At 68.8% G+C, this 26,782-nt stretch carries 16 protein-coding genes and 3 pseudogenes; 5 read left to right on the top strand and 14 right to left on the bottom strand.

Features of this window, described 5'->3' with window-relative positions:
• Positions 1-15: 15 nt before the first annotated feature.
• The 5 genes and pseudogenes from OG488_RS35610 to OG488_RS35590 form a co-directional block, all read right to left on the bottom strand.
• A pseudogene (locus tag OG488_RS35610) lies at positions 16-2,175 on the bottom strand (lantibiotic dehydratase family protein); the annotation flags it as partial.
• Between the two features lie 272 nt (positions 2,176-2,447).
• Positions 2,448-2,627, bottom strand: coding sequence for an FxLD family lanthipeptide (gene fxlA / locus OG488_RS35605; protein ID WP_329236859.1), 180 nt, complete (start codon positions 2,625-2,627; stop codon positions 2,448-2,450).
• Positions 2,628-2,815: 188 nt separating this feature from the next.
• On the bottom strand, positions 2,816-3,469 hold the full coding sequence (locus OG488_RS35600) for a hypothetical protein (protein ID WP_329236856.1): 654 nt from the start codon (positions 3,467-3,469) through the stop codon (positions 2,816-2,818).
• Entirely contained in the window at positions 3,466-3,669 is a 204-nt protein-coding gene (locus OG488_RS35595) for a DUF5999 family protein (protein ID WP_329236853.1), read from the bottom strand. Before OG488_RS35595 ends, OG488_RS35600 begins: the two co-directional genes overlap by 4 nt.
• A 506-nt stretch (positions 3,670-4,175) precedes the next feature.
• Complete coding sequence (locus OG488_RS35590) at positions 4,176-4,784, bottom strand: hypothetical protein (RefSeq protein ID WP_329236851.1); 609 nt, start codon at positions 4,782-4,784, stop codon at positions 4,176-4,178.
• A gap of 290 nt (positions 4,785-5,074) precedes the next feature.
• Between OG488_RS35590 and OG488_RS35585 the strand changes: the two genes are divergently transcribed.
• The 3 genes and pseudogenes from OG488_RS35585 to OG488_RS35575 form a co-directional block, all read left to right on the top strand.
• Positions 5,075-6,502, top strand: coding sequence for a helix-turn-helix domain-containing protein (locus OG488_RS35585; RefSeq protein WP_329236848.1), 1,428 nt, complete (start codon positions 5,075-5,077; stop codon positions 6,500-6,502).
• Positions 6,503-6,531: 29 nt separating this feature from the next.
• Positions 6,532-7,718: pseudogene (locus OG488_RS35580) on the top strand (dihydrofolate reductase family protein).
• Positions 7,719-7,798: 80 nt separating this feature from the next.
• Positions 7,799-7,993 (top strand): annotated as a pseudogene (locus tag OG488_RS35575) (helix-turn-helix domain-containing protein); the annotation flags it as partial.
• Positions 7,994-8,177: 184 nt separating this feature from the next.
• Here the strand turns inward: OG488_RS35575 and OG488_RS35570 are convergent.
• From OG488_RS35570 to OG488_RS35540, 7 genes are all read right to left on the bottom strand, one after another.
• Positions 8,178-10,757, bottom strand: coding sequence for a GmrSD restriction endonuclease domain-containing protein (locus OG488_RS35570; RefSeq protein ID WP_329236845.1), 2,580 nt, complete (start codon positions 10,755-10,757; stop codon positions 8,178-8,180).
• Between the two features lie 258 nt (positions 10,758-11,015).
• Positions 11,016-14,477 (bottom strand): ThuA domain-containing protein, encoded by a 3,462-nt coding sequence (locus OG488_RS35565; RefSeq protein WP_329239237.1) that lies wholly within the window; start codon positions 14,475-14,477, stop codon positions 11,016-11,018.
• 100 nt (positions 14,478-14,577) lie between these two features.
• A complete protein-coding gene (locus OG488_RS35560) occupies positions 14,578-15,486 on the bottom strand; it encodes a sugar phosphate isomerase/epimerase family protein (protein WP_329236842.1) in 909 nt (302 codons plus the stop codon).
• Positions 15,483-16,718 carry a substrate-binding domain-containing protein gene (locus OG488_RS35555; protein ID WP_329236839.1) on the bottom strand — a complete coding sequence of 412 codons (1,236 nt, stop codon included), beginning with the start codon at positions 16,716-16,718 and terminating at the stop codon, positions 15,483-15,485. The genes OG488_RS35560 and OG488_RS35555 overlap by 4 nt, the downstream gene beginning before the upstream one ends.
• Positions 16,715-17,743, bottom strand: coding sequence for an ABC transporter permease (locus OG488_RS35550; RefSeq protein WP_329236836.1), 1,029 nt, complete (start codon positions 17,741-17,743; stop codon positions 16,715-16,717). Before OG488_RS35550 ends, OG488_RS35555 begins: the two co-directional genes overlap by 4 nt.
• Complete coding sequence (locus OG488_RS35545) at positions 17,740-18,828, bottom strand: ABC transporter permease (RefSeq protein WP_329236833.1); 1,089 nt, start codon at positions 18,826-18,828, stop codon at positions 17,740-17,742. Before OG488_RS35545 ends, OG488_RS35550 begins: the two co-directional genes overlap by 4 nt.
• A complete protein-coding gene (locus OG488_RS35540) occupies positions 18,825-20,309 on the bottom strand; it encodes a sugar ABC transporter ATP-binding protein (RefSeq protein ID WP_329236830.1) in 1,485 nt (494 codons plus the stop codon). The genes OG488_RS35545 and OG488_RS35540 overlap by 4 nt, the downstream gene beginning before the upstream one ends.
• Positions 20,310-20,444: 135 nt before the next feature.
• On the opposite strand from OG488_RS35540, the gene OG488_RS35535 reads away from it, so the two are divergent.
• Complete coding sequence (locus OG488_RS35535; protein ID WP_329236827.1) at positions 20,445-21,677, top strand: ROK family transcriptional regulator; 1,233 nt, start codon at positions 20,445-20,447, stop codon at positions 21,675-21,677.
• A gap of 168 nt (positions 21,678-21,845) precedes the next feature.
• Here the strand turns inward: OG488_RS35535 and OG488_RS35530 are convergent, their stop codons facing one another.
• Positions 21,846-22,988 (bottom strand): glycoside hydrolase family 76 protein, encoded by a 1,143-nt coding sequence (locus tag OG488_RS35530; RefSeq protein WP_329236824.1) that lies wholly within the window; start codon positions 22,986-22,988, stop codon positions 21,846-21,848.
• Positions 22,989-23,749: 761 nt separating this feature from the next.
• Here OG488_RS35530 and OG488_RS35525 point away from each other — a divergent pair.
• Positions 23,750-24,856, top strand: coding sequence for a ricin-type beta-trefoil lectin domain protein (locus tag OG488_RS35525; RefSeq protein ID WP_329236821.1), 1,107 nt, complete (start codon positions 23,750-23,752; stop codon positions 24,854-24,856).
• A gap of 451 nt (positions 24,857-25,307) precedes the next feature.
• Here the strand turns inward: OG488_RS35525 and OG488_RS35520 are convergent, their stop codons facing one another.
• A complete protein-coding gene (locus tag OG488_RS35520; RefSeq protein ID WP_329236818.1) occupies positions 25,308-26,753 on the bottom strand; it encodes an amidohydrolase family protein in 1,446 nt (481 codons plus the stop codon).
• Positions 26,754-26,782 lie beyond the last annotated feature (29 nt).

Here is a 26,782-nt window from a genome sequence, read left to right as displayed (position 1 = left end):
CACGGAACCATGGATGCGCCGGGGGGCCACGAGGAGCACCGGCGAGGCGGTCGGCGTCTGGATCTGGGCTGGGGAGAGCGTGCGGGCGGTGGTCGGAGTGGGCAGCGCAGGCCAGGCCGGAGGCCGGACCGCTTTGAGGGGCACCGCGATCTCGTGGGCCCGGCCCCCGCTCCAGCCGTCCGCCCCGGGCGGAGCGGCTTCCGTCAGCAGCGCCGTACCGGTGCGGTCGAGGTGTTGGCGCAGCAGGCTCCGGTGGCCGGGCTCATCGAGGTCGAGCGGCAGGCGCCGGTCGTCCTGGACGAGGTGCACGTGTTGCGCCAGGCGTCGGCGCTCCCGCCAGCCGGACAGCGCGGCGTCCCAGTCCGCGCCGGGGCAGCGGCGGTTGGGGAGGTCGCCGGCCTCCAGCCTCCATCGGGCCGCGACCAGCACGATGCGGCCGTACCGCAGGCGGGGGAGGAACGGCATCGCTGCGGCGGCGCCCCAGTCGAACCTGGTGACCTGGGCGTTCTGCGCCCGGGACACCTCGGTGATCAGCCGCGCCAGGGGCGGGGTGTGCTCGGCAAGGTTGAGCGCATGCATGCCGACGGCCTCGACGCGCAGCCCGCGGTCCGGAGCAGCCAGGTACATCCGGCGCCCGTCGCACGCCACCGCCAGATCCGCCGGCGTGAGCACCGCGGCGTCGGGGGCGCGGTGCTCCTGCAGGCTGATCACCAGCGGCAGCACACGCGGGGCTCGGGTGACGTGGGCGGTGTCGGGCAGCAGCGCGGGGAAGGAGAGCTGCGCGGCCACCGTGCCGGCGTCGGCCGTGGGCAGGTCAGCCAGCTCCGCTTGTAGGCGCTCGCGTTGCGCAGTGGGGAGGACGCCGAGGAAGCGTCCGACGGTTACCCCCGCTCCGCGGGCCACGCTGGTCATTTCCACGGTGAACCGACCGCGGCGGGCATCGGCAAGGCTGGCCGCGTGCAGTCGCACGCCCACCTCCAAGTGGGGCGGTACCCGTGGCTCTTGTGGTCCCCGCTCCAGGGCGGTCACGGTCTCGTCGGTCAGCACGACTTCGTCGCGGCCGTCGAGCGCGGCGGCCTGGGCGAGGCCGAGCAGCACGTCGTCCCGCGGCGACAGGCGCCGGCGGCTCGCTCCGGTCGGCCCGCCCGGGTATCCGTCGGGGTAGCCGATGCCGCTGTCCGCGACGACCTCCAGCAGCGGCACCATCGTGCCGACGCCGAACCGTTCGTAGAACCGCTGGTGGTACTCGTTCCACGGCTCGGTACCGTACGGGCGGGCGCAGAGACGGGTGAGGATCGTGGCGGCGCGCTCGACCTCGCGGGCGACCAGATCGGGGAGCACCATGGTGGCGTCCAGGCACAGGTCCAGGGCGAGCGGGTGACGCCGGAGGCCCGGCACCAGATCGCGCATCCGGGTCGCTACGGCGTCCCGGCCCTCTGTGGTGCCGCACTGCTCCAGCCCGGCGTGGACGGCGCGCAGCTCCCGGACGACGGGTGCCAGGAGACGAATGTCCTCGGCACGGACCCCGTCGAGCTGGGTGACGAGGTGACCGAGCGCGTCGGTCTCGGTCGCCGGCGCGTGGAGGTTGGTGATCAGCACGCGCCGCCGCACCAGGCCCGCGAGGAGCCGCTTGACGCGCTCCGGGGCCACGGCCGGGAACTCGGCCATCAGCTTCTCGGCGAGTTCCCCGATCCGGATCGGCGCGTCAGCCGCGCGGAGGATAAGCCGGACCGGCGCCGACAGCTCGACGGACGCCTCGACCGCTCGCCGCTGACCAGTCGGCCCGTCGTCCTGGTAGGGGACGACGAGACTGCCGTCGCGCTCGAAGGTGGTGTTGTTGACGACGACCGACAGGAGCGGCAGCAGCTCTCCGCTCCTTTCTAACTGCTCGATCAGCCTCCCCACCCACTCCGCACCGGCGCGGGCCACGACCACGTGGTTCTGGCCCCAGCGGGAGTGGGGCTCGGCGTCGAAGGTGGCCGTGGTGACTCCGGCGAACAGTCCGAACGGTGTGGGCCGGTGCAGCGCGCGCAGGAGGTAGCGCGCCACCGACACTCCAACGCGGCGGACTTCGCGGGTAGACGGGGAGTTAGCACTCTCCAGGACCTCGACTTCGGCGGCGAGAACCGGACTGGCATGGCGGAGGGCCTGTGCGATGCCCGGGTCGTGCCAGATGCTGCGAATCCAGGCGAGGCGTCCGGTGGTGACCTCCTCCAACTCCTCGGCCCGGAAGGACCGGTCGTCGAAGTCCGGTAGGGGAAGCTGGGTCACCGACGGTCGAGCGGCTGCGCGCACCAGGGCGGTCGTGCCCGCCTTGAACGTTGGGGGTATAGCCACGTGACGTGTCCCTTCGTGCGTCTGGAGGGGCGGTCGGAGCCGACGCGCCGAGTAGCACGACAGCACCGACCGCGGTTCATGACCTGATGACCGGGTTCAGACGGTCAGGGTCAGTCGGTGAAGGTGACGCAGGCACCGCAGGAGCTGCCGCACCCGTCATCGGTCAGAACGGTCAGCCCGGCCGCGTCGGACACCTCCAGGAGGCAGACGTTCAGGTCGAACCCGTCCGACTGGCCGCCGGCCGCCGGCTCCTGGACCTGGGCGGTGCTCTTGGTGACGATTCGCGTCATGACAACTCCAGGTGATTCGTTGGTGTGTAGGACAGGTGGTGCTTGCCAGCGCACTGAGGACCGTGGCGTAGCGACGGGGCTACGCCATGGGGTCAGGTTCTGGCCATCCCGGTCCGATGGTCGGGCCGGGAAGCTCTGGGGTGCCGCCCGACGGTCCGGTCCTTTGCCCAGGACCGTCGAGCAGCCGTCTATGCGGCGGGCACAAGATCGTCCAGGCTGACGACCTCGTATTCCCGCAGTTCGCGTACGAGCTGAGAGGCGAGGAACCAGCCGATCTGGGGGTGGTTGTAGGGCAGGGGAGCGTCCGAGGCGGCGAGGGGCTGGATGCCGTCGGCGGTGTACTGGTACGGGGTGCCGATGACGCCGTAGAGCGGGAACCGCGTGGCCAGCAGGGCGACGTGTCCCTTGCTCCTGAGCCGGGGGCACCGCCGGGCCGCCATCCGGGCGTGCTCCAGACACACCGGCGGCTGCGCGGTCTTCACCGGCCCGGTGTGGTCGTCGCCGTCGTCGGCCGTCTCTACGAAGAGGATTCCGTCGCTACGCTTCAGCGGGACCGTGCACACCTGGCAGCGCAGGAGCGCCATCGTGATGCGCTGGCGGATCGGGTGCACCAGCCGCCACCTCGGGCTCCCGGTGGGCTGTCCCGCGAAGCCGAGTGACATGGAGTACCGGGCCCACAGCACGCCGCGGAGATCTCGGTCGGGCCCTGCCTCGTCCTTGTACCCGAGCCGCGGGCGCCGGTCAGGACCGATGCGTACGTTCAGGTTGAGGAGGGAGTCCGCCTCTTCGCCTTCACGAGCGGTGATGTACGGAACGACCAGGTCGGCTGCGGTGATCGTCATGCCGCGCTTCCGACCGTGAGCGCGAGCGGCCGGTGAGGGGCGACGATACGGCCGTCGGGGAGGAGTTCTCCGGTGTCCTCGAAGACAAGCACTCCGTTGCACAGCAGGCTCCAGCCCTGCTCAGGGCGGTGCGCGACGGGTCGCGCGGCCTCCCTGTCGGGAGTCATGGCCGTGGGGCACGGCGGGTTGTGCGCACACATGGTGCTCGTCCTCTCGGGTGGGAAGTTGGGCCCTCTTCGGCCAGCTACGGTGCCGTGGGGGAACACGGTTCGGGCACGGCCGAAGAGGGGGACATGTGGCACTGCCCCATGAAGGCCGCTATGGCTGCTGCGCTGTAGCCGTACAAGCGCCCCAGGGTGGTGGCAGTGCGGTCGCCCTCGAGCGTGAGTGGTCTCCCTCCCCCCACTCGACAACGAAGCAGGGATCCGGGTGAGACGACCACTGCACGCGCAGGTCTCTTTATCGCGGTCATGCCGCGCCCTGCGGGTCACCTGCAGGCACACTGCAAAGGTCGAGTCCCACCTGACGGAGCGGCAAGAAATGTGTTGCCTGGTTGGTGTATCCCTCGAACGTCAAAACGGCCCTCCGATCAGGCGGATTGGTAGACGGTGACGAGCACTGCGAACACGGTGACGACGAAAAGAACCTGAGCGCTGGCCTGTCTCCAGCCCCAGCCCTTCGCATCCATCCACCGCAACGGTCGCCTTCAAGTCGGCCCGGACAGCTCCTCGGGGATCACGAGGTGAATGAATGCCTGGTACCGCTCACCCAGCTCCTTGATCACAGCGCGATACTCGTCGTCATCGGAGCTGATGTTGTGCCGGTCGAGGACGATCACGCCGTCCGCGAAGCCGCCTCGGATCAGTCGCTCGACCTCCCCCCAACCAGGGCGCTTCCAGGGCAGCGTGTAGACGCCACAGCCGGCACCCGAGCCGGGGAGGCACGTCGTGGTCACGGGAACGGCTACGTCGTGAAACCTCGCTCCCATTGCGTAGCCACGCTGCTCAGCCTCGGTCTGGAGGGTGTTCCAGTCCTCATCCGGCCTGGCACTCCTGCTAAGCACCAAGCTGTACGCCAACACCCGGAGACGGCGATCACCGGAGCGGCGGACGCACCTTTCGGTCGCCTCGCGACGGAACTGCTGACGGAGCCGGACGAGCTCGCCGCTGCGCGCCGGACGCTCCAGCGGGGCGGGTTTGCGGTGCCACTCCTGGGTTCGAGCAGTGTCGGTGTCCGTTCGGTCCCGGGATCCCATCAGGCTGATCCGTGGACTGGAGACGGCGATCATGTCGCCCAGGCTTCTACGTGTCTTCATGGTCGCCTTCCCCTAGATTGCGCTCAGCCCGCGCAGGGCTCATCCGACGGTTGCGCAATGCGTTCGGTCCGACCGACCACTACGTTCGCTACTGACGTGAATCAGGTCCGTGCCAGGCGCCGTTCGGATACCGTGTGATCAGCTCGTACCGACGATGAAAGCGGTACGGAACCCCGGTGGGCAGGCCCTAGATGGAGCCTCACACGCTGGCTCCGCAGGCCCCATGGAGAGCCGCCCCTGTCGCTGACATCGACCGCGGGTGAACGAAAGTCCACGGTGGAGGAGGAAGCGTGGGGCAGCAGCCGAACGAGCTGACTCCGGACGCCGGCCCATGGCATCGCTGGGGTTACGAGCTACGCCAGTTCCGCGAGGCCCGTCAGCTGTCGCAGCAGGCTCTGGCTCGCAGGGCGTTGATCGACCGTTCACATCTAGGGCGCTTCGAGCGCGCTGAGCGCCCCGTCCCGAAGCACGCAGCCATCGCTCTCGACGATGTCCTTGATGCCGCCGGCGCATTGGTTCGTGGCTGGGACAGCGCGGAGCGCGAGGCTCCCCAGGATTGCTCTGTGCCCGTGTCCAGAGCCGGGACAGAGACCCATGGGGCCAGTACACAGGGCCATGGGGCCAGCGCCCCGGAGACCCTGGCCATGAGCGCGGTCGTGCGGGCAGGCTCTCTTGCAGACGACACGGACACGGTCGTCGTCCCTGCCCGAATCCACGGAAGGATCCTCTTCGTGCCCGTGCCCCGCCGCGTTGTTCTCGCCTCAGGGATCGCCGGCCTGGCTGCGACAGCCGTGCCGGCCGCGACACCGGCGGCTGCCACCGAACTCGCAGACATGGGGTCTCCCTTCGAGCACTTCACTCAGCTTCGCCGGGTGATGATCCAGACCGACAACCTCATCGGCCCCCGGCACGTATTGCCTGCCTTGCAACAACACCTTGTCTCCCTTGCCACGAGACGCCGAGCCGCTCGTGGCGCCGACGCCATCGAGCTCCTCGCCCTGGAGACGCGATACGAAGAGCTGGCGGGCTGGTTCGCCCAGGACATCGGCGACGAGCGCACCGCCCACGGCCACACCGCTAAAGCACTGGACGCTTCCCACATCACCGGCGACACCGATCTCACCGCGTACATCCTCGGCCGTAAGGCCCAGCTCGCTGCCGACACCGGTCATCCTGCCGACGCTCTCGGCCTCGCCGCAGCCGCCCGACGCACCGCCCGGCCTGGGAGCCGCCTCGAAGTCATCGCCGTTCTGCACGAGGCCCACGCGCATGCCGTACTCGGTGAAGGCGGTGAAGCCCACAGGGCGTACGACACCGCGCTTGCTCTTCTCGGTCGCGCGGGCTCCGATGGCGTCTGGGGTTCCTGGCTCGATGCGGCGTACATCAGCACCGCCCGAGCCCGCTCCCTCGCCGCACTCGGCGAGTATGAGCAGGCCGCATCAGGCTTCGACAGCGCCCTCGCAGTGCTCCCGCCCACATATCGACGGGACCGCGGTGTCTACCTCGCTCGCGCTGCACGTGCCCACGCGGGCACAGGCAACGTGACCCTCGCTGCCCTAATCGGAGGGCAGGCTGTCGGGATCGCCGCCGAGACCGGATCCGCGCGCATCTTCAGACAGCTCGACCGGCTCGACCAGGCACTGGCCCCCGCCACCGGCGAGGACGGCGTCGCCGAGTTCCGTGCCTCACTCGACCGCATCGTTCTGCATCCAGCCTGACTCACCCACGCACACTGCCTGGAGATACCGTGCCCCGCCCGTACGTCCTACTGTCCGCAGCTGTATCGATCGACGGCCACCTCGACACCCGCCCGGGCGAGGACCGGCTCCTGCTCTCCAACAAGGAGGACTTCGAGCGCGTCGACTCCGTACGAGCCAGTGTCGACGCGATCCTTGTCGGCGCCGGCACACTCCGCGCCGACAACCCCCGCCTCCTCGTCAACTCGGCGGAGCACAGGGCGTCCCGGGTCGCCGCCGGTGAGCCGGAGTACCCGCTGAAGGTCACCATCACAGGAACGGGCAACCTCGACCCCGGCTGGAAGTTCTGGCACTACGGCGGAGACAAGCTCGTCCTGGCCGTGGGCCACGAGGCCACCGCGAAAGCTCGCGCCAACCTCGGTGACCTGGCTACCGTTCAGAGCGTCCCCGCCGAGGCCGTATGGCCGGCCGCGCTCGACATCCTCGGCGACGAATACGCCATCCAGCGGCTCATGGTCGAAGGCGGCGGCACCGTCCACACACAGCTCCTCGAGGCAGCTCTTGCCGACGAACTCCAACTCGTCATCGCCCCCCTCCTGGTCGGCCAGTCCGATGCGGTAAGGATGCTCGGCCCCGCGAGCTACCCCCGCGGCCCGGCCGCCCGCCTCCGGCTCCTGGAGACCCGCCAGATCGGTGACGTGGTACTCCTGAGGTACGCCCCCAAGGACACCTCGACGGAGCCCCGATGAGCACCACCTCTTCAGCCGGCGCCCCCGGCACCGGCCGCGAGCCCAACACTGCAGACCGGAACTGGCTCATCCTCGCCTGTGAGCTGGCCGCCCTCTGCCCACCTTCGGAAACCGCCTTCAGCGTGGGGGCAGTCGTCGTTGCGGCCGACGGGACCGAACTCGCCCGCGGCTACTCCCGTGAGAACGACCCCCACGACCATGCCGAGGAAGGGGCCCTCGCCAAGCTCCCCGCCGAGGACGCCCGGCTCGCCACCGCCACGATCTACAGCTCCCTGGAGCCCTGCGCCAGACGGGCATCCCGACCCCGCCCCTGCGCCCAGCTCATCCGCGACGTGGGCCTTCGCCGCGTCGTCACCGCATGGAGCGAACCCGATACGTTCGTCGTCGGCGCCGATGGCACCGAGACCCTCGAAGACGCCGGCGTCACAGTTCTTGCACTGCCTGAGTACGCAAACGCTGCACAGGCGCCGAACCGGCACCTCCTCTGATCCTCGGATTCAGGGAACCTCCAGGGTCTGGGCTTGATCCGCTTTGACGGTCATTCGAGATCAAGGTTAATTAAGCCCCCATCGTCGCCCGCGAGGGTGATCGCCGCTGCAAGCTCCCGCCGCGCCAACGCGCGCTCGTCGCTCTGGTGCGCCTGCGTAAGCACGACACCCCGGCTCAGGTAGCCGCTGGCGTCGAGCTCTCGGTCGGCACGACACACGCCTACACCACCGCGGTGATCGGCCTCTTGGCCGCGCAGGCCTCCGGCCTGCTCAAGATCCGTCCTGGCGCGTCTCCCGCAGCTTCCGAATCAGGCCCAACCGCATGACGTCAATCGCCAAGGCCGTCCTCACCCTGGAGAGGCAACGCAGGAAATGCTGAGTGAGAGAGCTCCGCATCTCAGCCTGAATACTCGGCACATCAACATGCGCGCCCACCAGTCCCGGTGCCGAAGTCGGAGCTCAGGACACGTCCCGGCCGATCCAGCGGTCCCGGAACCAGGTCAGAGTCTCAGCGAGCGCGTCGCGGTTCCCGTCCTTCTCCAGCAAGGCCAACCGGAAGTTGGGACGCAAGTCCAGCTTCCCCTCCGGGATGTCGACGCCGTCCAAACCGTTGACGCGGCCGAGGAGCTCCGCGCGCAGCAGGCAGTCGGTGAAGGGCTCGCGGGTGGCGAGGTACTGGAAGACCACCTCCGCCGAACCACCGCGTCCACCACCGGGGTAGAGCACCAGCGGCCAGATCCCGGCGCCGGGGAGACCTGCCGCACCCAGCATCAGGAAGGCGCTGGTAGTGACTTGGCCGGCCCCATAGCCGACCCAGCCGCCCAGCTCCTCCCACCGGGCGAGGAGAGTACGCACCGCGCCCACGGTCTCGGGGGTGTCGTCCGCGGCAAGCTGGCGGAAGAACCGCTCGGCCCGGGTTTCCTCCTCTGGCTCCGCTCCGTCGCGCCCCGCCGCCACCGCGCCCTCCGAAGACTGCTCATGGTCGGGATCGGCCAGCAGCAGTGCCAGGTCGGTGCTGGTCAAGCGTTGCGCGGGGTCCGCGGCCCCGGTCTGGGTGAAGTGGATGCCGTCGGCGCTCAGTCGCGCCCGTACGTCCTCACCCTCCGGCTGCGGGCCGGCCCAGCGAAAGCCGTCGGCGATCCGGCCCTCCGCGTTGAGGACGCGGTAGGCCTGCACGACGCCCGCGGTCTGGGCAAGGTGGTTGCCCACCGCCTGGGCGCCGGAGCCGATGTACGCGGCGAGGTCGCCGTACGACGTCCAGGTGCCGTGCGGCAGGGCGGCGAGGACCTGGTGGACGAGCTGCCAGTCGCGGCTCCGCTCGGCCCGGCCCACCCCGCGCAGCGGGGACGGCCACAGCGCGAGCGCCCGCTCGGCCAACTCGTCGGCACGGGCGCCGATCTCGCGAGCGCCCCAGCGGTCGGTGGCGGCGATGCGGCGGTTCATCTCCAGGTGGCTGCTACGCAGCAGGTCCTGCTTGCGGTCGAAAGGGTGGTTGGAGAGCTCGGAGTTCTGAGCGGTGAGGGTCAGGTTGCCCAGGGTGTGCTGGAGTCGGGCGTGCACGTCCTGTGGGGTCTCGCCGTCGGTGGCGTCCTCGGCGAGAACTTGGAGCCAGTCGTCGCCCGCCGACTGCGGCAGAACGTGCTCGATGGTGAGTTTCGCGGCGGCGAAGTCCACAGGCTCGGGGTGGTCGTAGCTCTCCTCCAGCCGCTGGAGGACCAGTTTGCGCTGCTCCGGCCGGCCGTACAGATAGAAGGGCGCGGTCCTGCACTTCTCGCGCAGTTCGTCGTCGTCGGGCCAGTAGCGGTTGCTGGCGGAGAGGAGCTGACGCAGCCCGTCGGCGACGGGGACGTCCAGCGGAAGCTGGGCGGGAACCGACTGGAAGATCCGGTTGAGGTTGTTTGGCGGTACGCGACACACGGTGCGGCGTACCAGAAAGCTCTCGATGTACGACAGGGCGCGGGCCGTCTCCACCGAGTCGGTCTCTCCACGTTCGCGGCGGTCGAGCAGCAGCATCAGCGCCGGGTACGTGGCCGCGGCCTCCCAGGCGTCGAGTCGGCGAAGGTGGGCACGGACGGCCGGATCGCCCTCCTCGTCGGGGCGGACCACCTTACGGAAGTGCATAGACCGCCGGTGCAGTTCTTTTACGTACGCCTCGATGTCCGCTTCCCTGACCTCGGTCTGCTCGAAACGGTGCTGCTGAGCCGCGTACAGGTCCTGGCGGCGGACCCGGTCGTCGCCGTCAAGCACGAGCTGCAGCCACATGAGCTGTTCGAGCTCTTTGTTGCTCAGGCTTGCCTGGAGCGGCAGCCAGTACGTCTCGTAGACCAGTTCGCCACGGGTCGGCAGCCGCATGAAGAGGTAGTTGCGCAGCAGGTCCGCCTGGCTGAGCTTGAGACCGGTGTTGTTGAGGGACTCGAAGATGCGGTGGACGTTGTCACCGGCCTCGGCGGTCACCGCGACCAGGGTGAGCCGGGAGGTGATCGCCTGCTCGATCCGGAGGACGTCCTGCGGGTCGGCGGGGTCCTCCGCCTCGACGAGCTTGCGGCGGAAGAAGCGGTAGGCGACAGAAACGTTGTCCCCCGCCGCCTGCCCCTCGTGGGTGCCTCGGATGTGCGCGGCGTAATTCGGCCGGTCGGCCTGGGTGGGCAGGAGACGGAACCGGTCGTTCTCGTTCTTCCGCTTGTTGATCAGGTATTCCTCGTCAATCCGCTCGGCCTCGTCCGGCCGGCTCTGGGCGAGATGGTCCCGGATGGCGGCGAGTGCGAGGGAGATCGTGGTCAGCCGCTGCTGGCCGTCGACCACCAGCCAGCGAGGGAACGTCGCCTCGTTTTGCGGGGACGGGGCAAGCACCACGGAGCCGAGGAAGTGCGCGCTCGCTTTCTCCCCGGTCTCCAGCAGGTCCACCTGATCGAGGATGTCGCTCCACAGCTGAGCCAACTGCTTCTCTGTCCAGGAGTACGTCCGCTGGTAGAGCGGCACCTGGAACTGTTGAGCCCGCCCCTGCACGAGGTCGGCGAACAGCGTCTCTTTGGCCTGCACAGTGGTACCCGCTCCCCTTGGATTCCCTCGGCCCCACACCCATACGCCCCGCACAGTGGTGCCTGGAAGACCGACAATAGGGCGTGCCACCAACGCTCTTCCGCAAAACGATCGAGATCGGGCAACGAGGCGTGGGAGCGGCGACGAACAGGACTCGGGCGTCATCGGCAGCAGAGGAGCGCGTTGGCGAGAGGGCTATCGGGAGACGCGGAACGGGAGCTGGGCCCCGTTCCGCGCCTGCTGATCAACCCTGACCGGTCATGTCACCGTCCACTTCTGCGACGTGCGGCCGTCGCAGCGGTTGATGACCAACTGGGTTCCGTCCGACCCACTGCCACCGGCCGTGTCCAGGCAGACTCCACGGTTACGGATGGTGCCGTCCGACTGCACGGACCAGTCCTGGTTGGCGCCCCCGTGACAGTCCCACAGCTGGACCTTCGTCCCATCGGCCGTGGCCCCGGTGTCGACGTCGAGGCACTTGCCCATCGACCGCAGTGTGGCGCCGTCGGCCTGCCACTTCTGGTTGTCACCACCGTTGCAGCCCCACAGTTGGACCTTGGCGCCATTCGTCGCGCTCCGGCCGTTGACGTCGACGCACTTTCCGCCGATGCCGGTGATCTGTGCCGGGACGGACGCGCCGCCCTGGCCGACGCCTTTCCCGACGAAGGTCATCGAGTCGATGTCGTACGAGCCGGCCGGCGCGGTCTTGAAGACCAGGTAGAGCTCGGTCGTCCCGCCGGGCTTGGTGACATCGACCGCCGGTGTGCTCTGGTAGTTGTCCCAGCCAGCCGTGCTCGGAACCGGCACAGTGGCGATCAGCGCGCCGGTCGGTGAGCCGTCGCGCAGCTCGACCGTGCCTCCGCCGGAGGGTGAGGACAGCCGCAGCGAGACCTTGTCGATGCCGGTGAAGTTGACCGGCGAGTAGGAGACCCAGTCGTTGTTGCTGATGTCGCCGAGCCGGCCCCCGGACTCTGCGCCGCCCTGTGAGACGACCCGGACGCCGGACTGCCGGGTGTAGTACTCGGCCTGCTTGTGCTTGGGCTGGAGTACCGCCTTGGCACTGCCGGCCAGGGCGGGCGCTCCGGAGGCGCCCTTGTCCGTGTAGCTGGAGGAGGCGACGTAGGACACGTTCAGGTCGGCGTGGCCGGTGTCGGTCTCCGGGACGATGGTGCCCGAGCAGCCGGTGATCGCGTCGGTGTCGTGCGCGTGCTCGTCATGTCCGAGCGAGGGCACGGTTCTGACTTTGGTGCAGTCGATCGTGCCGTCCTCCGGGTCGGTGACGTTCACCGTGTACGGGATCCGGTCGCCCCAGTCATACATGCCGCCGTTCGGCAGGGAGAGCTTCACGGTCGGCGCCGTGTTGCCTGAGGTCACGGTGAGGTTGGCGGTGCCGTTACGGCCGCCGGTGTCGGTGACCGTGAGCTGGGCGGTGAACTGCCCCTTCGCTGTATAGGTGTGCGTCGGGGATGCCTGGTCGGAGGTCGCACCATCGCCGAAGTCCCAGCGGTAGGTGAGTGTGCCACCCTCCGGGTCGCGCGATCCGTCACTGGAGAACTTCACGGTCAGCGGTGCGGGCCCGGACGTGGGGGTCGCGGTGGCCACAGCGAGGGGACGCCGGTCACCCGAGCTGTAGTCGATGCGGTAGAGGCCGGCGTCCGGGTTGTCCCGGCCGAAGCCACTTCCCCACTCCAGCAGGTACATCGCCCCGTCCGGGCCGAACTTCATGTCCATCGGGGACTTGAAGCTCAGGTTCGGCAGGAAGTCGTTGATCTTGAGTAGCTTCCCGTCGTCGTCCAGCCGGAATTCGTGCAGGTTGTTGCGCGACCACTCGCCGAAGAACGGCGTCCTGTCGAAGTAGGCCGGGAACTTCGTCTCCGACGGGTTGTCGGGGTCGTAGTGATACACGGGGAAGGCGGCGGGCGCCTCACCGCCGTCGCCCATCTCCGGGAACTTCCCGCCATTGGCGCCGTTGCCGTACCAGACGTCCGCCTTCTTGGCCGCCGGGAGGTTGGTGAGGCCGGTGTTGTTGGGCGAGTTGTTGACCGGGGCGGCACAGTTGAAGTTGGGGCCGGACTGGCCGGTGGCGTAGTTGTAGTCGCGGTAGGGAATGTTGTCGCCGACGCAGTACGGCCAGCCGTAGAAGCCGGGTTGCTTGATGATGTTCCACTCGACGATCGCCGCCGGGCCACGGGCGGCGTTGTCGGAGCCGGCGTCCGGTCCGTAGTCGGCTGCGTACAGGGTGCCGTCAGCGGGGTCGACGGAGAACCTGAAGGGATTACGGAAGCCCATCACGTAGATCTCGGGCTTGGTCTTCGCAGTGCCCGGCGCGAACATGTTGCCTGCCGGGACGGTGTAGGTGCCGTTGGCTTCCGGATGGATGCGGAGGATCTTGCCGCGCAGGTCGTTGGTGTTGGCCGAGGTGCGCTGGACGTCGTTGTCGGCACGTCCCGCACGCTCGTCGATCGGGGCATAGCCGTCGGAGCGGAACGGCTCGGTGTCGTCACCGGTGCCGATGTAGAGGTTGCCGTTGGGCCCGAACGTGATGTAACCGCCGGTGTGGCCTGGTTCCGGTGACTGGCGTGAAGAGGGGACCTTCATGACGACCTTCTCGCTGGCCTTGTCGAGACTGTCGCCGTTGACGGTGAACCGCGATACGCGGGCGATGTCCTCGGTGCCGCCGGCCGGCGAGTACATCAGGTAGATCCAGTGGTTGGTGGCGAAGTTCGGGTCCAGTGCGAGGCCGGTCAGTCCGTCCTCGCCGCCGGTGTAGACGTCGATCGTGGCGGCGGTGACCACATCGCCGCTGCCGGGCTTGTGGACCTTCACCTTGCCGCCGTACTCGGCGTAGAACACCCGGCCGTCGTCGGCGATGTCCAGTGCCGCCGGGCCTGTGGTGTTCTCGTCCAGCGGGACCTTCTCGTAGGCGCCCCAGGTCGTCGGGCCGCAGTCCGCCTTGACCTTGCCGCCCGCGGTCTCGACCCCGCCCACCACGTGGTTGCGGAACTGCGGGTCCGAGTAGCTGGCCGCGTCGTGGCCCATGGCAGTGGCCCACACGCTGCCGCCCTCGGCGTCGCGGCACCAGGAGATCGGGTGGTCGGGCCCCATGGCTTCGCTGCCCGGGTTGTACGTGGTCTCATCGGCGGTGACCAGTACGTGCACATCGCCGCGCGGGTTCGGGTCGAAGTTGTACCACTCCTCCGTGCGTGTCCAGCGGTCGGGAAGGTGCGAGGTGGAGGGGTGGACCCGGTCGGCGACCTTGGCGGTGCCCTGGAGACTGCCGGGCGAGTGGGCGGGCATGTGGGCGCCGCCGTTGACCAGTTCGTCCCACCAGGGGAAGTCGTTCTCGATGCCCATGTCGAGCGTGTTGTGGACTGCCGCGATACCGCCGCCGTTGTGCACGTACTTCTGCACGGCCTGGCGCTGGGCGTCCGTCTCCCAGACCATGCCGGAGGTCTGGACCATGGCGACCACGTCGTACTCGGCGAGGTCGGCGTCGTTGAAGACGGCCGCGTTCTCGCTCTTGGTCAGTTCCCATCCGCGTTCGACGGCGACCTGGTCGAACATCGTGGTGGCGGCTGGGATGGAGTCGTGCCGGTAGGCGCCCGGCGCGGTCTTGGTGAACAGGAGGACGTGGAAGCCCTCCGGATGGGCGGTGGCCGGTGTGGCCAAGCCGGTTACGAGGAGGGTGGAGCTGACTAAGCTCAGCACCCATCTCGTCATCGTTGATCTCATGTGCGGCTCCTGCAGTCGTGGATCGGACAGGGGGAAATCCCGGGGAATCCGGACGAGGTGCGTGGGACACGAGCTGTGGGACGGTGTGTCAGGCCGGCGGCGGGCTGAAGAGCGCGGGGCGGGCGGGACGGCGTTCAGCCTCCCGGAGGAAGGCCAGGCCCCGGGTGGCGAGGGCGTCCTGGCTGGGAGCGAGGGGCCGCCACACGGAGGCGGCGACCGCGATCGTCGCATTGTGCGCGGTGAACGACTCGATACAAAGCGGCCCTTGGTATCCCTCGTCGTCCAAGGCGTCGAGGAAACCCGGCCAGTCCAGGTGGTCGTCGCCCGGTGCGCCCCGGTCGTTGGCGCACACCTGGACGTGGAGGAGTCGGCCCGTGGCTCGACGTACAGCGTCGGGCAGTGAGCGCTCCTCGATGTTCTGGTGGTACGTGTCGAGCGCGATGCCGATGGTGCGGGCGGGCAGCCCGTCCATCGCTGCCACCGTCTGATCGACGGTGTTGAACAGACTCGTCTCGTACCGGTTGAGTGGTTCGACGGCAATCCGGACGCCCGTCTCGGCGGCGTGCGCGACGACTGGCGCGATGTTCTCCCGCCACTGCTCGTACGCCGCTGTCCGCTCGGCGTCGTCCATCTGCCAGGTGCGGCCGACGGCAGCGTAGACGGGGCCGGCCACGACCGGCGCACCGATCCGCGCGGCCGCGTCGACGCACTGCCGTAGGTAGTCCTGGGCAGCGCGGACCACGAGGGGGTCGGCGCGGACGAGATCGCGTCCCGGCGGCATCACCGCGAGCACCGCGGCGGGCGTGAGGCCTTGGTCGCCCAGGAGCTTGGCGACGTTGGCGGGCTGCCAGTCGCCGGGCTGTTCCAGCGGGATCTCGACGCAGTCGAAGCCCCACCCGGCGAGGCGCGGCAGCACCTCGGCGAGGGCCTCCCCGGTGACCGGTGAATGCCAGATCCAGGGGTTGGCGCCGATCTCGCGCCGCACGGCCGGCCTCACTTGCCACCCCAGTCACCGGGGTAGCCGGGCAGCTTCTCGCAGCCGCAGGCGCCGTAGTGCAGGGGCGGCATGCCCTCCTTGTAGTACTGGTCGAAGTTTTCCTCGGTCACGACCGGCTGGGGCAGGGTCCACTGCTTCGGAACCTCCTTACCGCCCAGGATGCGCAGTGCGGCAATCACGGGCGTGCGCCACTGGAAGGTCGGGTAAGCCGGTGCGATGGCGGTGAGGTCCTTGTCCTTCCATGCCTGGAGGAAGTCCTGCTGGTCCTCGCCGGTGATCGGTGGCACGTCCTTGCCCGCGTCCTCGAAGGCCTCGACCGCCGCGACGGCGGTGGCACCGGAGTCCATCCAGATCCCGTCGATCGTGCCGTGCCTGGAGAGGGCGTCCGCGACGATCGACTTGGTCTTCGAGGGGTCGCCGTCGGTGAACTTCACCTCGGCCACCTCGAGTCCGGCCTTGTCGAAGGCCTTCTCAGCGGCGGCCCAGCGATTCTCCAGGACGTCCACACCGGGCGAGATGCGCAGCGCGACGATCTTGCCGCCCTTGTCCACCTTGTCGACCAGGAAGTCGGCTGCCGCGGCACCGTAGGCATAGCCGCCGATGGGACTGATGAAGGTGACTCCGCAGTCGGTCTGCACGCCCCGGTCGAACACGATTACCGGTAGCTTGCCGCAGGCCTCCTGCACCGCCGGGGTGAGGGTGGCGGTGGTGTTGGGCGAGACGATGAGCGCGTCGCAGTCCTGACCGGACAGCTCCTGGATGTCGGAGATCTGCTTGTCGTCCTTGCCCTGCGCGTCCAGAACGGTGAACTTAGTGATCTCGTCGTGCAGTTCCACCTCCGCCTTCATGCTCTTGAGTCCCACCTGCCGCCAGGGGTTGAAGACGCCGGCGTTGGAGAAGCAGAGGTGGACGTCCTTGGCGCCTCCCGTCTTGGCGTACTTCGACGTGTTGGTCATCTCCGGGTCCAGCATCTGCTCCCACGGCTTGTCCGCCGGGCCCTGAGGTGTTGTCCCGGCGAGCGCGAGCTGGCGCTCGTACGCCGCCGGATCGAAGAACTTCGACTCCTCGCCGCTGTTCTGGGACTGCGCCGAGGCGGTGGCGCCGCCCGCCGCGTCGTCCTGGGGCACATCGGATGAGCAGGACGACAGCAGCGCCGCTGTCAGAAGGGCGACGAGTGGGACGGCTGGACGGGCGTGGCCGCCAGGTCGTCCGGTACGAAGTGCGCGGCTCATGAGGAGGTGCCTCCGGATGGTTGTGATCGGTGACGGCGTAAGCGGTTCAGTCCCGGACGCCCGGTGGCTCCGAGACCGACGGCCGCGATGACGATGACGCCCTGGACGGTGGACTCCAGCGCGCCGGAGACGCCTTGGAGGTTGAGCAGTGTGAAGAGCGCCTGGAGGGAGAAGGCCCCGGCCATGGCGGCCACGACGGATCCGCGTCCGCCGCCGAGGAGGACCCCGCCGAGCACGACCGCGGTGATGGCCTCGAACTCCAGGCCGCGGCCCGCCTGGGCGGAGACACCGGAGAAGCCCGCGACGAGCACCGCCGCCAGGGCGGCGGCCGTGCCCGAGAGCACGAACGCGAGGGTGCGAACGCGGGGGACGCGAACGCCCGCAAGGTTCGCCGCGCGTTCACTGTCCCCGGTGGCGAGGAGCGTGCGGCCGAAGTCGGAACGCATCAGCCACACCGCGGCGGCGCCGACCAGGACGCAGGCGGGAACCGCCCAGGGCAGCCAGCCACCCGCGGTGCCACGCCCGAACTCCCGGAAGCTCTGGGGCAGTACGCCCTGTGGTGAGCCGCCGGTCCAGTAGAAGACGGCACCTTCGAGGATCAGCATCATGCCGAGGGTGGTGATGAACGACGGCACCCGTAACCTGGTGGTGATGAGCCCGTTGGCCAGCCCCACCACCGCCCCGGCCACCAGGAGCCCGGCGGTGACGAGCAACCAGGGGGCGTCCGGGTAGGAGCCGTAGAACTCGGCTCCGGCCACCACTCCGGCGGTCACCACTGCGCCGACGGAGAGGTCGAAGCCACCGGAGACGATGACGAGGTACTGGCCCACGGCGAGGATCACCAGCGGGGCTGCGCGTTTGACGAAGGCGAGGAAACTGTCGGGGTCGTAGAAGCCGGGGTCGGTGATCGCCAGGGCGGCGAGCAGGACGACGAGGAGCCCGTAGACGGGGGCGCCGGTGCCCAGGCGCCGGACCGCCCGGACGGCGGTGTTCGGGGTGTGGGTCTCGGTCGTGGTGGTGGTCATGCGGACTGCTCCTGCCTCGGGACGCCCGGCGTCCCGCCCTGTTTCGCCCGTCCCCGGCCAGAGCGGCGCGGCCGTCCGGAGGGCCGTTCCGAGCGGGGCCGGGCATAGAGGGCGACGGCGGCGATGATGACGACCCCGCGGACGACGTTCTTGAAGAACGGGTCGACGGAGAGCTGGTTGAAAATGCTGTCCAGCACGGAGAGCACCAGGACGCCGCCGAGGGTTCCGGTCACTCCGCCGCGTCCGCCGGCGAGCGCCGTGCCGCCGAGCACGACGGCGGCGATCGACTCCAGGTCGTAGCGTGCGTCCGTGCCCGCCCAGGGGGCGCCCGCGCCGAGCCGGGCGGCGAGGAACAGGGCAGCGGCACCGACGCACAGCGAGCACAGGACGTGCGCCAGGACGACGGTGCGTCCGGTGCGCACGCCGGACAGCCGGGCGGCGTGCTCGTCGCCGCCGGTGGCGTACATGTGGTGGCCGAGGCGTGTGCGCCGGGTGATCAGCCAGGCGACGACGGCGACCGCGATCAGCAGGAGAACGGAGACGGGCACGAAACCGATGCGGTCGTAGCCCAGACGCCGGAAGGAGGCGGGCACGTGGCCGGCGGGGCCGGTGTAGGTGTCCTCGATGTAGCCGCGCAGGATGAACGCCATGCCGAGCGTCGCGATGAACGCGTTGACCTTCAGCCCGGTGACGATCAGCCCGTTCGCGACGCCGACGGCGGCGGACAGCGCAAGGACCACCAGGACCGCGGTGAGGACGCTGCCGCTCTCCATCATCTCCGCGGCCACCAGGGCCCCGAGGCTGACGAGGTACGCGACGGAGAGGTCGAGGGAGCCGGTGAGGATCACCACCGACTGGCCGACCGCGACCAAGCCCAGGGCGACCGAGTTCTGGAGTATCCCCGTGACTGTCGTCCGGGTCATGAACTCGCCGCCGTCCGCGGCCACGACGATCCAGCCGACGAGGGTGACCGCGAGCGCGGCCAGCCACACGGCGACCACGGGGTCGCCGAGGCGGATGCGGGACAGGGGGTTCGGCCTGCGGGGCGCGACCTGTGCCGCGGGCCCGCCAGGTACGGCCGTCATGCGGCACTCCCCTCGAACCGGTCGGCGGTGTCCCCGGTCGCCAGCCGCATGACATCCTCCTCGGTGGCGCCCGCGGGCAGTTCGCCCACCAGCGCTCCGTCGGCCATCACCAGGATCCGGTCGCTCATGCCGATCAGCTCAGGCAATTCGGAGGAGACGATGAGCACGGCGAGCCCCTCCCGGGCGAGTTCGCGCACGAGCGTGTGGATCGCGGACTTCGCACCGACGTCCACACCACGGGTCGGTTCGTCGAACAGCAGCACCCGGGGACGGGCGGCGAGCCACTTGGCGATGACCACCTTCTGCTGGTTGCCCCCGGAGAGGTAGCGCACCTCCTGGTCCAGGCCGCGGGAGCGCAGCGCGACCCGCTCCAGCAACCCGGCGACGTCCTGTCTCCCGACGCCGGAGACGGCCCGGGTGACGAGCAGGGCGTTGTCACGTACGGACTGACGCAGCGCCAGGCCCTCGGCCTTGCGGTCCTCGGTGACCAGTGCGATGCCACCGCGGATCGCCTGCCGCGGACTGTTGGGCAGCAGTGGCCGGTCCGATACGGTCATCCGGCCGCGGGTGAAGGGCGCGGCGCCGAACAGGGCCCGCACCAGCGAGGTGCGACCCGAGCCCTGTAAGCCGGCGACCCCGGTGACCTCGCCGGCGCGCAAGGTCAGCCCGATGCCCGTGAGGCGCTCGTTGCCGGCGTCGGTGACGGTCAGGAGCGGCCCGCCGATGTCTCCGGGTTCGGCGCGGGGCGGGTAGTAGGAGCGCAGCTCACGGCCGACCATGGCCCGCACCACCTCGTCGGGGGTGGTCTCGGCGGTGGTGAGGGCGGCAACCTTGCGGCCGTCCTTCAGTACGGTGATGCGCTGGGAGAGGTCGAAGACCTCCCGCAGCCGGTGGCTGATGTAGAGAATCCCGATGCCACGGGCGGCGAGCCGGCGGATCAGCGCATAGAGCAGTTCCACCTCGTGGTCGGCCAGGGGGGCGGTCGGCTCGTCCATGACCAGGACGCGGACCTCGGAGGCGGCCAGCGCCTTGACGATCTCCACGGTCTGCTGCCGGGCCACCGACAGTTCCTTGATGTGCATACGGGGGTCGATCCCGGTTTCGTCCAGCTCTGCGAGCAGCTCGGCGGTGCGCCGCTCCATCGCCCGCCTGTCGACCAGCCCCCGGCGCACCGGCTCGCGGCCGAGGAAGACGTTCTCCGCGACGGTGCGGTCCGGGAGGAGGGCGAACTCCTGATGGATGAGAGCGATTCCGGCGGCTTGTGCCTGTACGGGGTGCGAGAAGGCGCGGGTGGTGCCGTCGAGGGTGATGGTGCCCTCGTCAGGGGCGTGCTCCCCGGCGAGCACCTTCATCAACGTGGACTTGCCCGCGCCGTTCTCCCCGACCAGGGCGTGAACCTCGCCCGGTTCCAGGTCGAGTGACACCCCGTGTAACACCCTCGCCCCGAGGAAGCTCTTCGAGACACTGCTCATCGTCAGCATGTCCGGCAGGATTGCGAGCTAACTTTGTCCTGTCAACAGCTGAAGCACAAATGTTCACAGCACCAGAGGCTCGACTTTGCCCGATCGTCGAACAAAGTATGGTCCACAGCCGAGACGATCCTTAAGGTTGCTACTGTGAACGCATATTTCTCGTCGCCTTTGTCGTCGGATCACAGCACCGCCCCGGGTACCCCGCCCGGCCAGACGCCCGGCGAGGTGTTGGCTCTGATCGGTTCTGGCGTCGCCGTCACGCGCGCCGAGATCGCCCGGCGTACCGGACTCGCCCGCTCCACCGTCTCCCAGCGCGTCGACGCCCTTATCGCCCACGGCTTCATCGACGAGGACTCCGAGGCACCCTCCACCGGCGGACGCCCGCCGCGTCGGCTCTCCCTGCGGACCCACGACCACGCCATCGCCGGTGTCGACATCGGGGCCTCGCACTGCCGGGTGGGGCTGCTGGACATCAGCGGCGCCCTGCTCGTAGCCCGCGAGGAGCCGTTGACCATTGAGGACGGACCCGAGGCGGTCCTCGGCCACGTCGAGCGGACCCTGCGCATGCTGCTCGAAGCAGGTGACGGTAACGGCTCGCGGACGCTGCGTGCCATCGGCGTCGGCGTGCCTGGCCCGGTGGAGTTCTCGACCGGACGCCCGGTGGATCCGCCGATCATGCCTGGTTGGCACCACTACCCCATTCCCGATTTCTTCGAGGAACGGTTCGGTGTCCGGGCACTGGTGGACAACGATGTGAACGTAATGGCCTTGGCCGAGCAACGCCGGGCCTTTTCCAGCACGTTGCATCTGCTGTACCTGAAGGTCGGCACTGGCATCGGCTGCGGCATCGTCGCCGACGGCCGCATCCACCGGGGCGCGCGGGGGTCGGCCGGAGACATCGGGCACATCCGCGTCGGTGAGCGGGAGGAGCCATGCCGGTGCGGCAACTCTGGCTGCCTTGAGGCAATCGCGGGAGGTGCCGCACTGGCCGAACAGCTGCGGGAACTGGGACTGGAGGCTGTCGGAACCCTCGACATCGTGCAGTTGGTCAGGGAGGGAAATCGCGAGGCCGTCCGGATGGTCCGCGAGGCCGGCCGCGCGGTCGGCGAGGTGCTGTCCGGGCTGGTGAACTTCTTCAACCCGGAGACGGTCGTCGTCGGCGGCGCCCTGGCCGCCGTGCACGACCAACTTCTCGCGGGGGTCCGCGAGGCGGTCTACCGCCGGTCCAACCCGCTGGCGACTGACGTCCTGCGGATCGAGCCGAGCCGGATCGGCGAGAACGCGGGCGCGATCGGTGCCGGCATCCTGGCGATCGAGCACGCCCTGTCCCCTGCCCAGATCGACCGCGCCCTCACGACGGACGCGTCGGCCGTGTGACCGCGAAGGACACTCGAAGGCGCGAACCCGGTGATCGGCCGCCCCCTCTCGAACTCGGCGGTGCACCACGCACTCGGGCGCATCGCACCAAGCAAGAGGTGAACCCACCGGATGCCGAAGCCACACCCGGCTCGTCGCATCCAGCGGGTCCCCATCACACGCTCGTCGCTACGGCCGGCTGACCGGAGTGACCGCTTGCATGATCACCGCACCGATGGCCTCGATCGCCCTGGTGTCATCGCGCGGTGTCTGCGCGTCCCAACGGTTCCAGGTCAAGTTGAGGTCGGTACGCCGGGCGCTCCATGCCGCATCCGCGTTGCGCTTCATGAAGTCGTAGTACTGATCCCAGAGGTTGTTCTCACGGACGAACTCGCCCATCCCTCGGGCGAACTCCGACTGCCACGTGCCCTCCCGTTGCCCGTTGGTCATGATCCCGTTGGCGGTGCGGTCCCGGATGACCCAGTCGACCGTCCGTCTGGCATCGTCGAACAGGCTTCCTTGGCCTTGGTTCCGGTACAGGGCTTGAGCGGCGCCGACGAAGGCACCTGCCGAGTACACCGACTGTCCGCTCGATCGAGTTCCGTCGGCGTACATGGTCTCGTACACACCGCCGGTCGAGCGGTCGAGCAACCTCGCCCACAGCCAGTCGAAGATCGCTCGTGCCTTGTCCAGATATCCGCGGTCCCCGTTGGACTCGTAGATCAGGCAGCCGAGGATGACCGCCGGGCTGTTGCTGAGCGCGTTCTTGTCGCGTCTGCGGATGTCCCACCAGATGCCACCGCCGAGGGCGTTGTCCCAGCCCCGGTCGTAGACGCGGTCGAAGGCGTACCTCGCCTGATTCAGGTAGGTCTGGTTGCCTGTGATCTTGTGGCCTCTCACGAAGGCCAGTCCGGCCCAGAGCAGATCGTCGTTGTACTCGTTCCAGTTCCAGTCGTACAACCCACCCGAACCTCGGTTCTGCTGCAGGAATGTGTCGAGAAGTCGGGTGACCAGATCACGGGTTTCCGCACGTGGGGCGCTGTCGTGCACGTCCTGTACCGCTTGGATGTCCAGCGCCTGACGCCAGAAGTAGTCCTTCTCCGCGTTGTTGAGGGACGTCTTGTAGTACCGCTGCCCTCCGTCGGAGATGAGGAAGGCGCTGTTCAGCGCGGCGAAGGCCGCATCGGTGTTGACAGTTCCCAGCACCCTGGCGCCGGGCGCGTCGGCCGAAGTACGCTCCGTCGCCTCCGCGGGACTCCGCGAAGCTGTCCCGCCGACCGCGGTGACACCGATCGCCGCTGCTGCCGCGAGTAACGTTCTACGTCTGATCATGTGCGTCCTCCTATGTGTGTGTGCGGTGGACCTGGTCCCGCGGGAGTGCCTGCGGAGATCGTGAGCGTCCGCAGACACCGCTGGTGGAGAGGCCGGGGCATCGCACCCGGACCTGGTTTCGCGGTGCGCGGTCACCTCGGCCCGTTCTGTGTGGTCGAGGGCGTTGCCGTCCTCAGCGTCCGCGGCCCGGACGGTCAGCGCTTCGACGCCCCTGACGTCCGCCTGCACGGAGGCGGAGACGGCGGCGAGGCCGGCGGTCATGTACGTACTTCTCGCCGGCGAGGACCTGGAAGAAGACGCTTGCTGTTCAATCCGGTTCCGTAGTCCGGCCCGACGAGGGCCGCGAACCGTGCGCGCCTACCGTGTGGACGCCAAAAGCTCTTCTGAGGAGCGACGACAGCAACCACATAAGACCGCTGGCACGGGCGCCTGTCAAGAAGGTCCATCAACAGGACCTAAAATTTCCCGATGCAGTCAATGCGTTGACGTGACCATGCATGCTGGCTAGCTTCAGAGAGCGCTCCCAGCCGGATGGCACAGCGCCCCCACGGCGACCAGACGTTTCGGGAGCCTCCTCCATGAAGCCACTGAGTTCTGTTCGGCAGAGCGTGCTCGACCTCCACAACGCCGCAGTGGGCCGATAGACCGAGGACAGACTCGTCGACTGCTGCCGGTGACGGCCATGGACGGCCCGGCGCCGATCCGGAAGCGTCGGACGCCGACCGACCTGGATCAATCGAACCCACAGTGAGGACTGGCCGATGAAAAAGTTCATCGCAACTCTTTCCCTGGCGTTGACCACCGCCGCAGGTGTGCTCTGGAGCGGCGCGCTGCCCGCCTCCGCGGCGGAGCAGGCGCCTGCGGCGTCTGCCCTGCGCCTCATGCCGCTGGGTGACTCGATCACCGACGGAATCGGCAGCAGCACCGGAAACGGCTACAGAGGCCCGCTCTGGAGCGAGTTAAATGCCGGAGGGTACGCACTGGACTTCGTGGGATCGTCCCGGGCGGGCTCCATGCAGGACCCCGACAACGAAGGCCACTCCGGCTGGAGGATCGACCAGATCTCCTCGATCGCGGACGCCTCGCTCTCCCGCTACCGGCCCAATGTCGTGACCCTCATGATCGGCACCAACGACCTGGGCCAGAATTATCAGGTGCCTACCGCCGCGGACCGGCTCAGCGCGCTCATCGACCAGGTGACGACGACGGCGCCTGACGCGACCGTGCTGGTCGCGTCGCTGACCGTTTCCACGAACTCTACGATCGAGGCGAACAGAGGCGCGTTCAACCAGCGGATTCCCGGCATGGTCCAGACGAAGCAGGCTGCGGGCAAGCATGTGCGCCACGTCGACATGGGTGGTCTGACCACAGGCGATCTGGCCGACGGTCTGCACCCGAATGACGCCGGCTACCGGAAGATGTCCGCCGCCTTCCGCGATGGCATCGCGGCCGCCGAAGCTGCCGGGTGGATCGGCGAACCCGCCCCCATCGGTGGTCAGGTGAGATCCGCGATCGCCGGCAAGTGCATGGACGTCGACGGAGGCAGGTCCGACAACGGCACCGCCGTGCAGTCGTGGGCCTGCAACAACACCGACGCACAGCGGTGGTCCGCCCCGGCGGACGGCACGCTACGGGCGCTGGGCAAGTGCCTGGACGCCAAGGGTGCGGGTATGGCCAACGGCACCCAGACGGTCCTGTGGGACTGCAACAGCGGAACCAACCAGGTCTGGCAGTCCTACAACGGTGGGTATCGCAACCCGGCGTCCGGACGGTGCCTGGACCTGCCCGCGAGCTCCTCTTCTGACGGCACACGACTGGTGTTGTGGGACTGCAACGGCGGATCCAACCAGAAGTGGACGCTGCTGTGAGCTGCGGCACGACTGCTGAGCCGCGTGCCGGACAGCCACCGGAAGATCCCGGTGGTGGAAGCCTCGAGCGATCTTGACGGCCCGTCATCTCCCTTGGCCCCGGCCCGATGCCTGTTGAGGCGCTTGATGCCACCCTCCACTGCACGGCGCTCGTGCTGGTCGGCCTCGTTGAACAACGGCGGCCGACCCCTGCGGGAGTTGAGCTTCGTTGGGCGGACTGTGCCTGAGCCGGCCGAACTCCAACCACCTGCGGATTACGCTTGCCCGGCATCTCCCCACCCTCCGCGCGAAACCCGGCAAGGCCGTCTGCCGGGCTTCACGTGCCGGAATCAGGGCCCAGCCTGAGGTGCTCGCGATTACAGTTCCGCCGCCACCACATAGCAACTGCGGCGATGGGACGCCGCTGCGCGGCCCCTGGCAGGCCCCTCCACCGGCGCGCCCTCGGGCGCCGTCAGTGGGCGCCGGGCTTGGCGGCGATGCGCGCCAGGACGGCGTCCAGGTCGGCACGGGACCACCAGGAACCGTCCCTCATCACTCCCGTGATCTTGCGCAGGGCGGTGTGATCCTCCAGCGGGTCCTCCTCCAGGAGCACCAGATCGGCGGGCATGCCGGGAGCGACCCGGCCGAAAGCTCCTTCCTCGCCCAGGAACCGCGCCGGCTCGGTCGTTGTCATCCGCAAGATGGTCAACGGGTCGAGACCGGCTTCCGCCAGGTAATCGAACTCGTCGTGGAGGGAGAACCCGGGGATGATTCCTGCGGCTCCGCAGGCGTCTGTCCCGGCGACCATCGGGACTCCGGCGTCTGCGAAGGTCTTGGTCATCCGCAGTTGCGCGGCCCAGTGGTTGTGCAGGGCGTCGCGGGTGGCTTCGGGAAGCTTGGAGAACTTCTTCGACGACTTGTCCCAGGCGCGGAGTTCCTCGGGGGCCATGTAGCGGCGCCGCGGGTCCTGGGTGTGTTCGGGGGAGTCACCGAACTGCTGGGTGTGGACCCGGATCAGGGTCGGGCACTGCCAGGTGGTGTGTTCGACGAACAGAGCCGCCAGCTCCTCGGCCTTCTCCTGGTCATAGGAGCCGTCGGCGAGGTTGTAGGCATGCGCCTCCCGCTCGGACGTGCTGGTGGCGGGATTCGTCACCATTCCCTTGATCAACTTCATCGCCAGCTTGTCTGCGCCAGGGATCTTGATCTTGGGGATCGGTGGCAGCTTGCGGGTTGCGTTGCTCGCGCGGACTTCACCCTCCTTGGAGGAAGCCGCAGCGAACACGGTGACGCCCGGGCCGAGGTGCTCGATCGACCACGTTCCGCCACGCGCGGCCTCACGAGGGTCGAGGTCGGCCGGCAGGTGGCCACCCAGGAGGATGCCCAGCCGGTTCGCCTCCTTGAGGGCTGCCAGGAACGTCTCCCGCGTCGTCATGCCCGCCTTGACGAAGTCGGCACCGTCCCGGTGCTGTTCCCGCACGGCCTGCACCGCGCCGTCGACCGTGCTGGCGTTCAGCGGGGTCAGCAGGTCACCAGCGGTCGCTTTCAGGGCCGGCGCACCGGTCGGCCTGGGCAACGTGCCTTCGCGGCGGGACTTCAGCAGCGCCCTGTTGCCCGACATCTGGCGGAATCCGACGACGCCGTTCGCGAGCATCAGAGCGTAGGTTCCGTCGACGTCCCCCGGCGTGTTCAGAGCGTGCATGTGCATGTCCATGTATGCCGGGACGAGGAAGCGTCCTCGGCCCTCCACCAGGTGCGCGTCCGCGACCGGGGCACCGGTCGCCGTCACGGACGCGATCCGGCTCCCTTCGACCACCGCGTCCTGGCCGGGCGTGCGCCGACCATCCAACGGGTCGACCACGGTGACGTCCCGCACCACCACGCGTCCGTTGATCGAGGACGGCTCGACGTACCTGCTCATGTCTCTCCTTGATGGTGTCCTGGTGTCAT

Source organism: Streptomyces sp. NBC_01460 (genome assembly GCF_036227405.1).
Lineage (GTDB): Bacteria > Actinomycetota > Actinomycetes > Streptomycetales > Streptomycetaceae > Streptomyces.
Note: the sequence above shows the minus strand (reverse complement) of the source record. Positions and strands in the feature narration are given on the sequence as shown.

Excerpts from the sequence above, each read along its gene's own strand:
- fxlA (WP_329236859.1), bottom strand. The coding sequence starts at position 2,627 with ATGACGCGAATCGTCACCAAGAGCACCGCCCAGGTCCAGGAGCCGGCG.
- OG488_RS35600 (WP_329236856.1), bottom strand. The coding sequence starts at position 3,469 with ATGACGATCACCGCAGCCGACCTGGTCGTTCCGTACATCACCGCTCGT.
- OG488_RS35595 (WP_329236853.1), bottom strand. The coding sequence starts at position 3,669 with ATGTGTGCGCACAACCCGCCGTGCCCCACGGCCATGACTCCCGACAGG.
- OG488_RS35590 (WP_329236851.1), bottom strand. The coding sequence starts at position 4,784 with ATGAAGACACGTAGAAGCCTGGGCGACATGATCGCCGTCTCCAGTCCA.
- OG488_RS35565 (WP_329239237.1), bottom strand. The coding sequence starts at position 14,477 with ATGACGAGATGGGTGCTGAGCTTAGTCAGCTCCACCCTCCTCGTAACC.
- OG488_RS35555 (WP_329236839.1), bottom strand. The coding sequence starts at position 16,718 with ATGAGCCGCGCACTTCGTACCGGACGACCTGGCGGCCACGCCCGTCCA.
- OG488_RS35550 (WP_329236836.1), bottom strand. The coding sequence starts at position 17,743 with ATGACCACCACCACGACCGAGACCCACACCCCGAACACCGCCGTCCGG.
- OG488_RS35545 (WP_329236833.1), bottom strand. The coding sequence starts at position 18,828 with ATGACGGCCGTACCTGGCGGGCCCGCGGCACAGGTCGCGCCCCGCAGG.
- OG488_RS35540 (WP_329236830.1), bottom strand. The coding sequence starts at position 20,309 with ATGCTGACGATGAGCAGTGTCTCGAAGAGCTTCCTCGGGGCGAGGGTG.
- OG488_RS35530 (WP_329236824.1), bottom strand. The coding sequence starts at position 22,988 with ATGATCAGACGTAGAACGTTACTCGCGGCAGCAGCGGCGATCGGTGTC.
- OG488_RS35525 (WP_329236821.1), top strand. The coding sequence starts at position 23,750 with ATGAAAAAGTTCATCGCAACTCTTTCCCTGGCGTTGACCACCGCCGCA.
- OG488_RS35520 (WP_329236818.1), bottom strand. The coding sequence starts at position 26,753 with ATGAGCAGGTACGTCGAGCCGTCCTCGATCAACGGACGCGTGGTGGTG.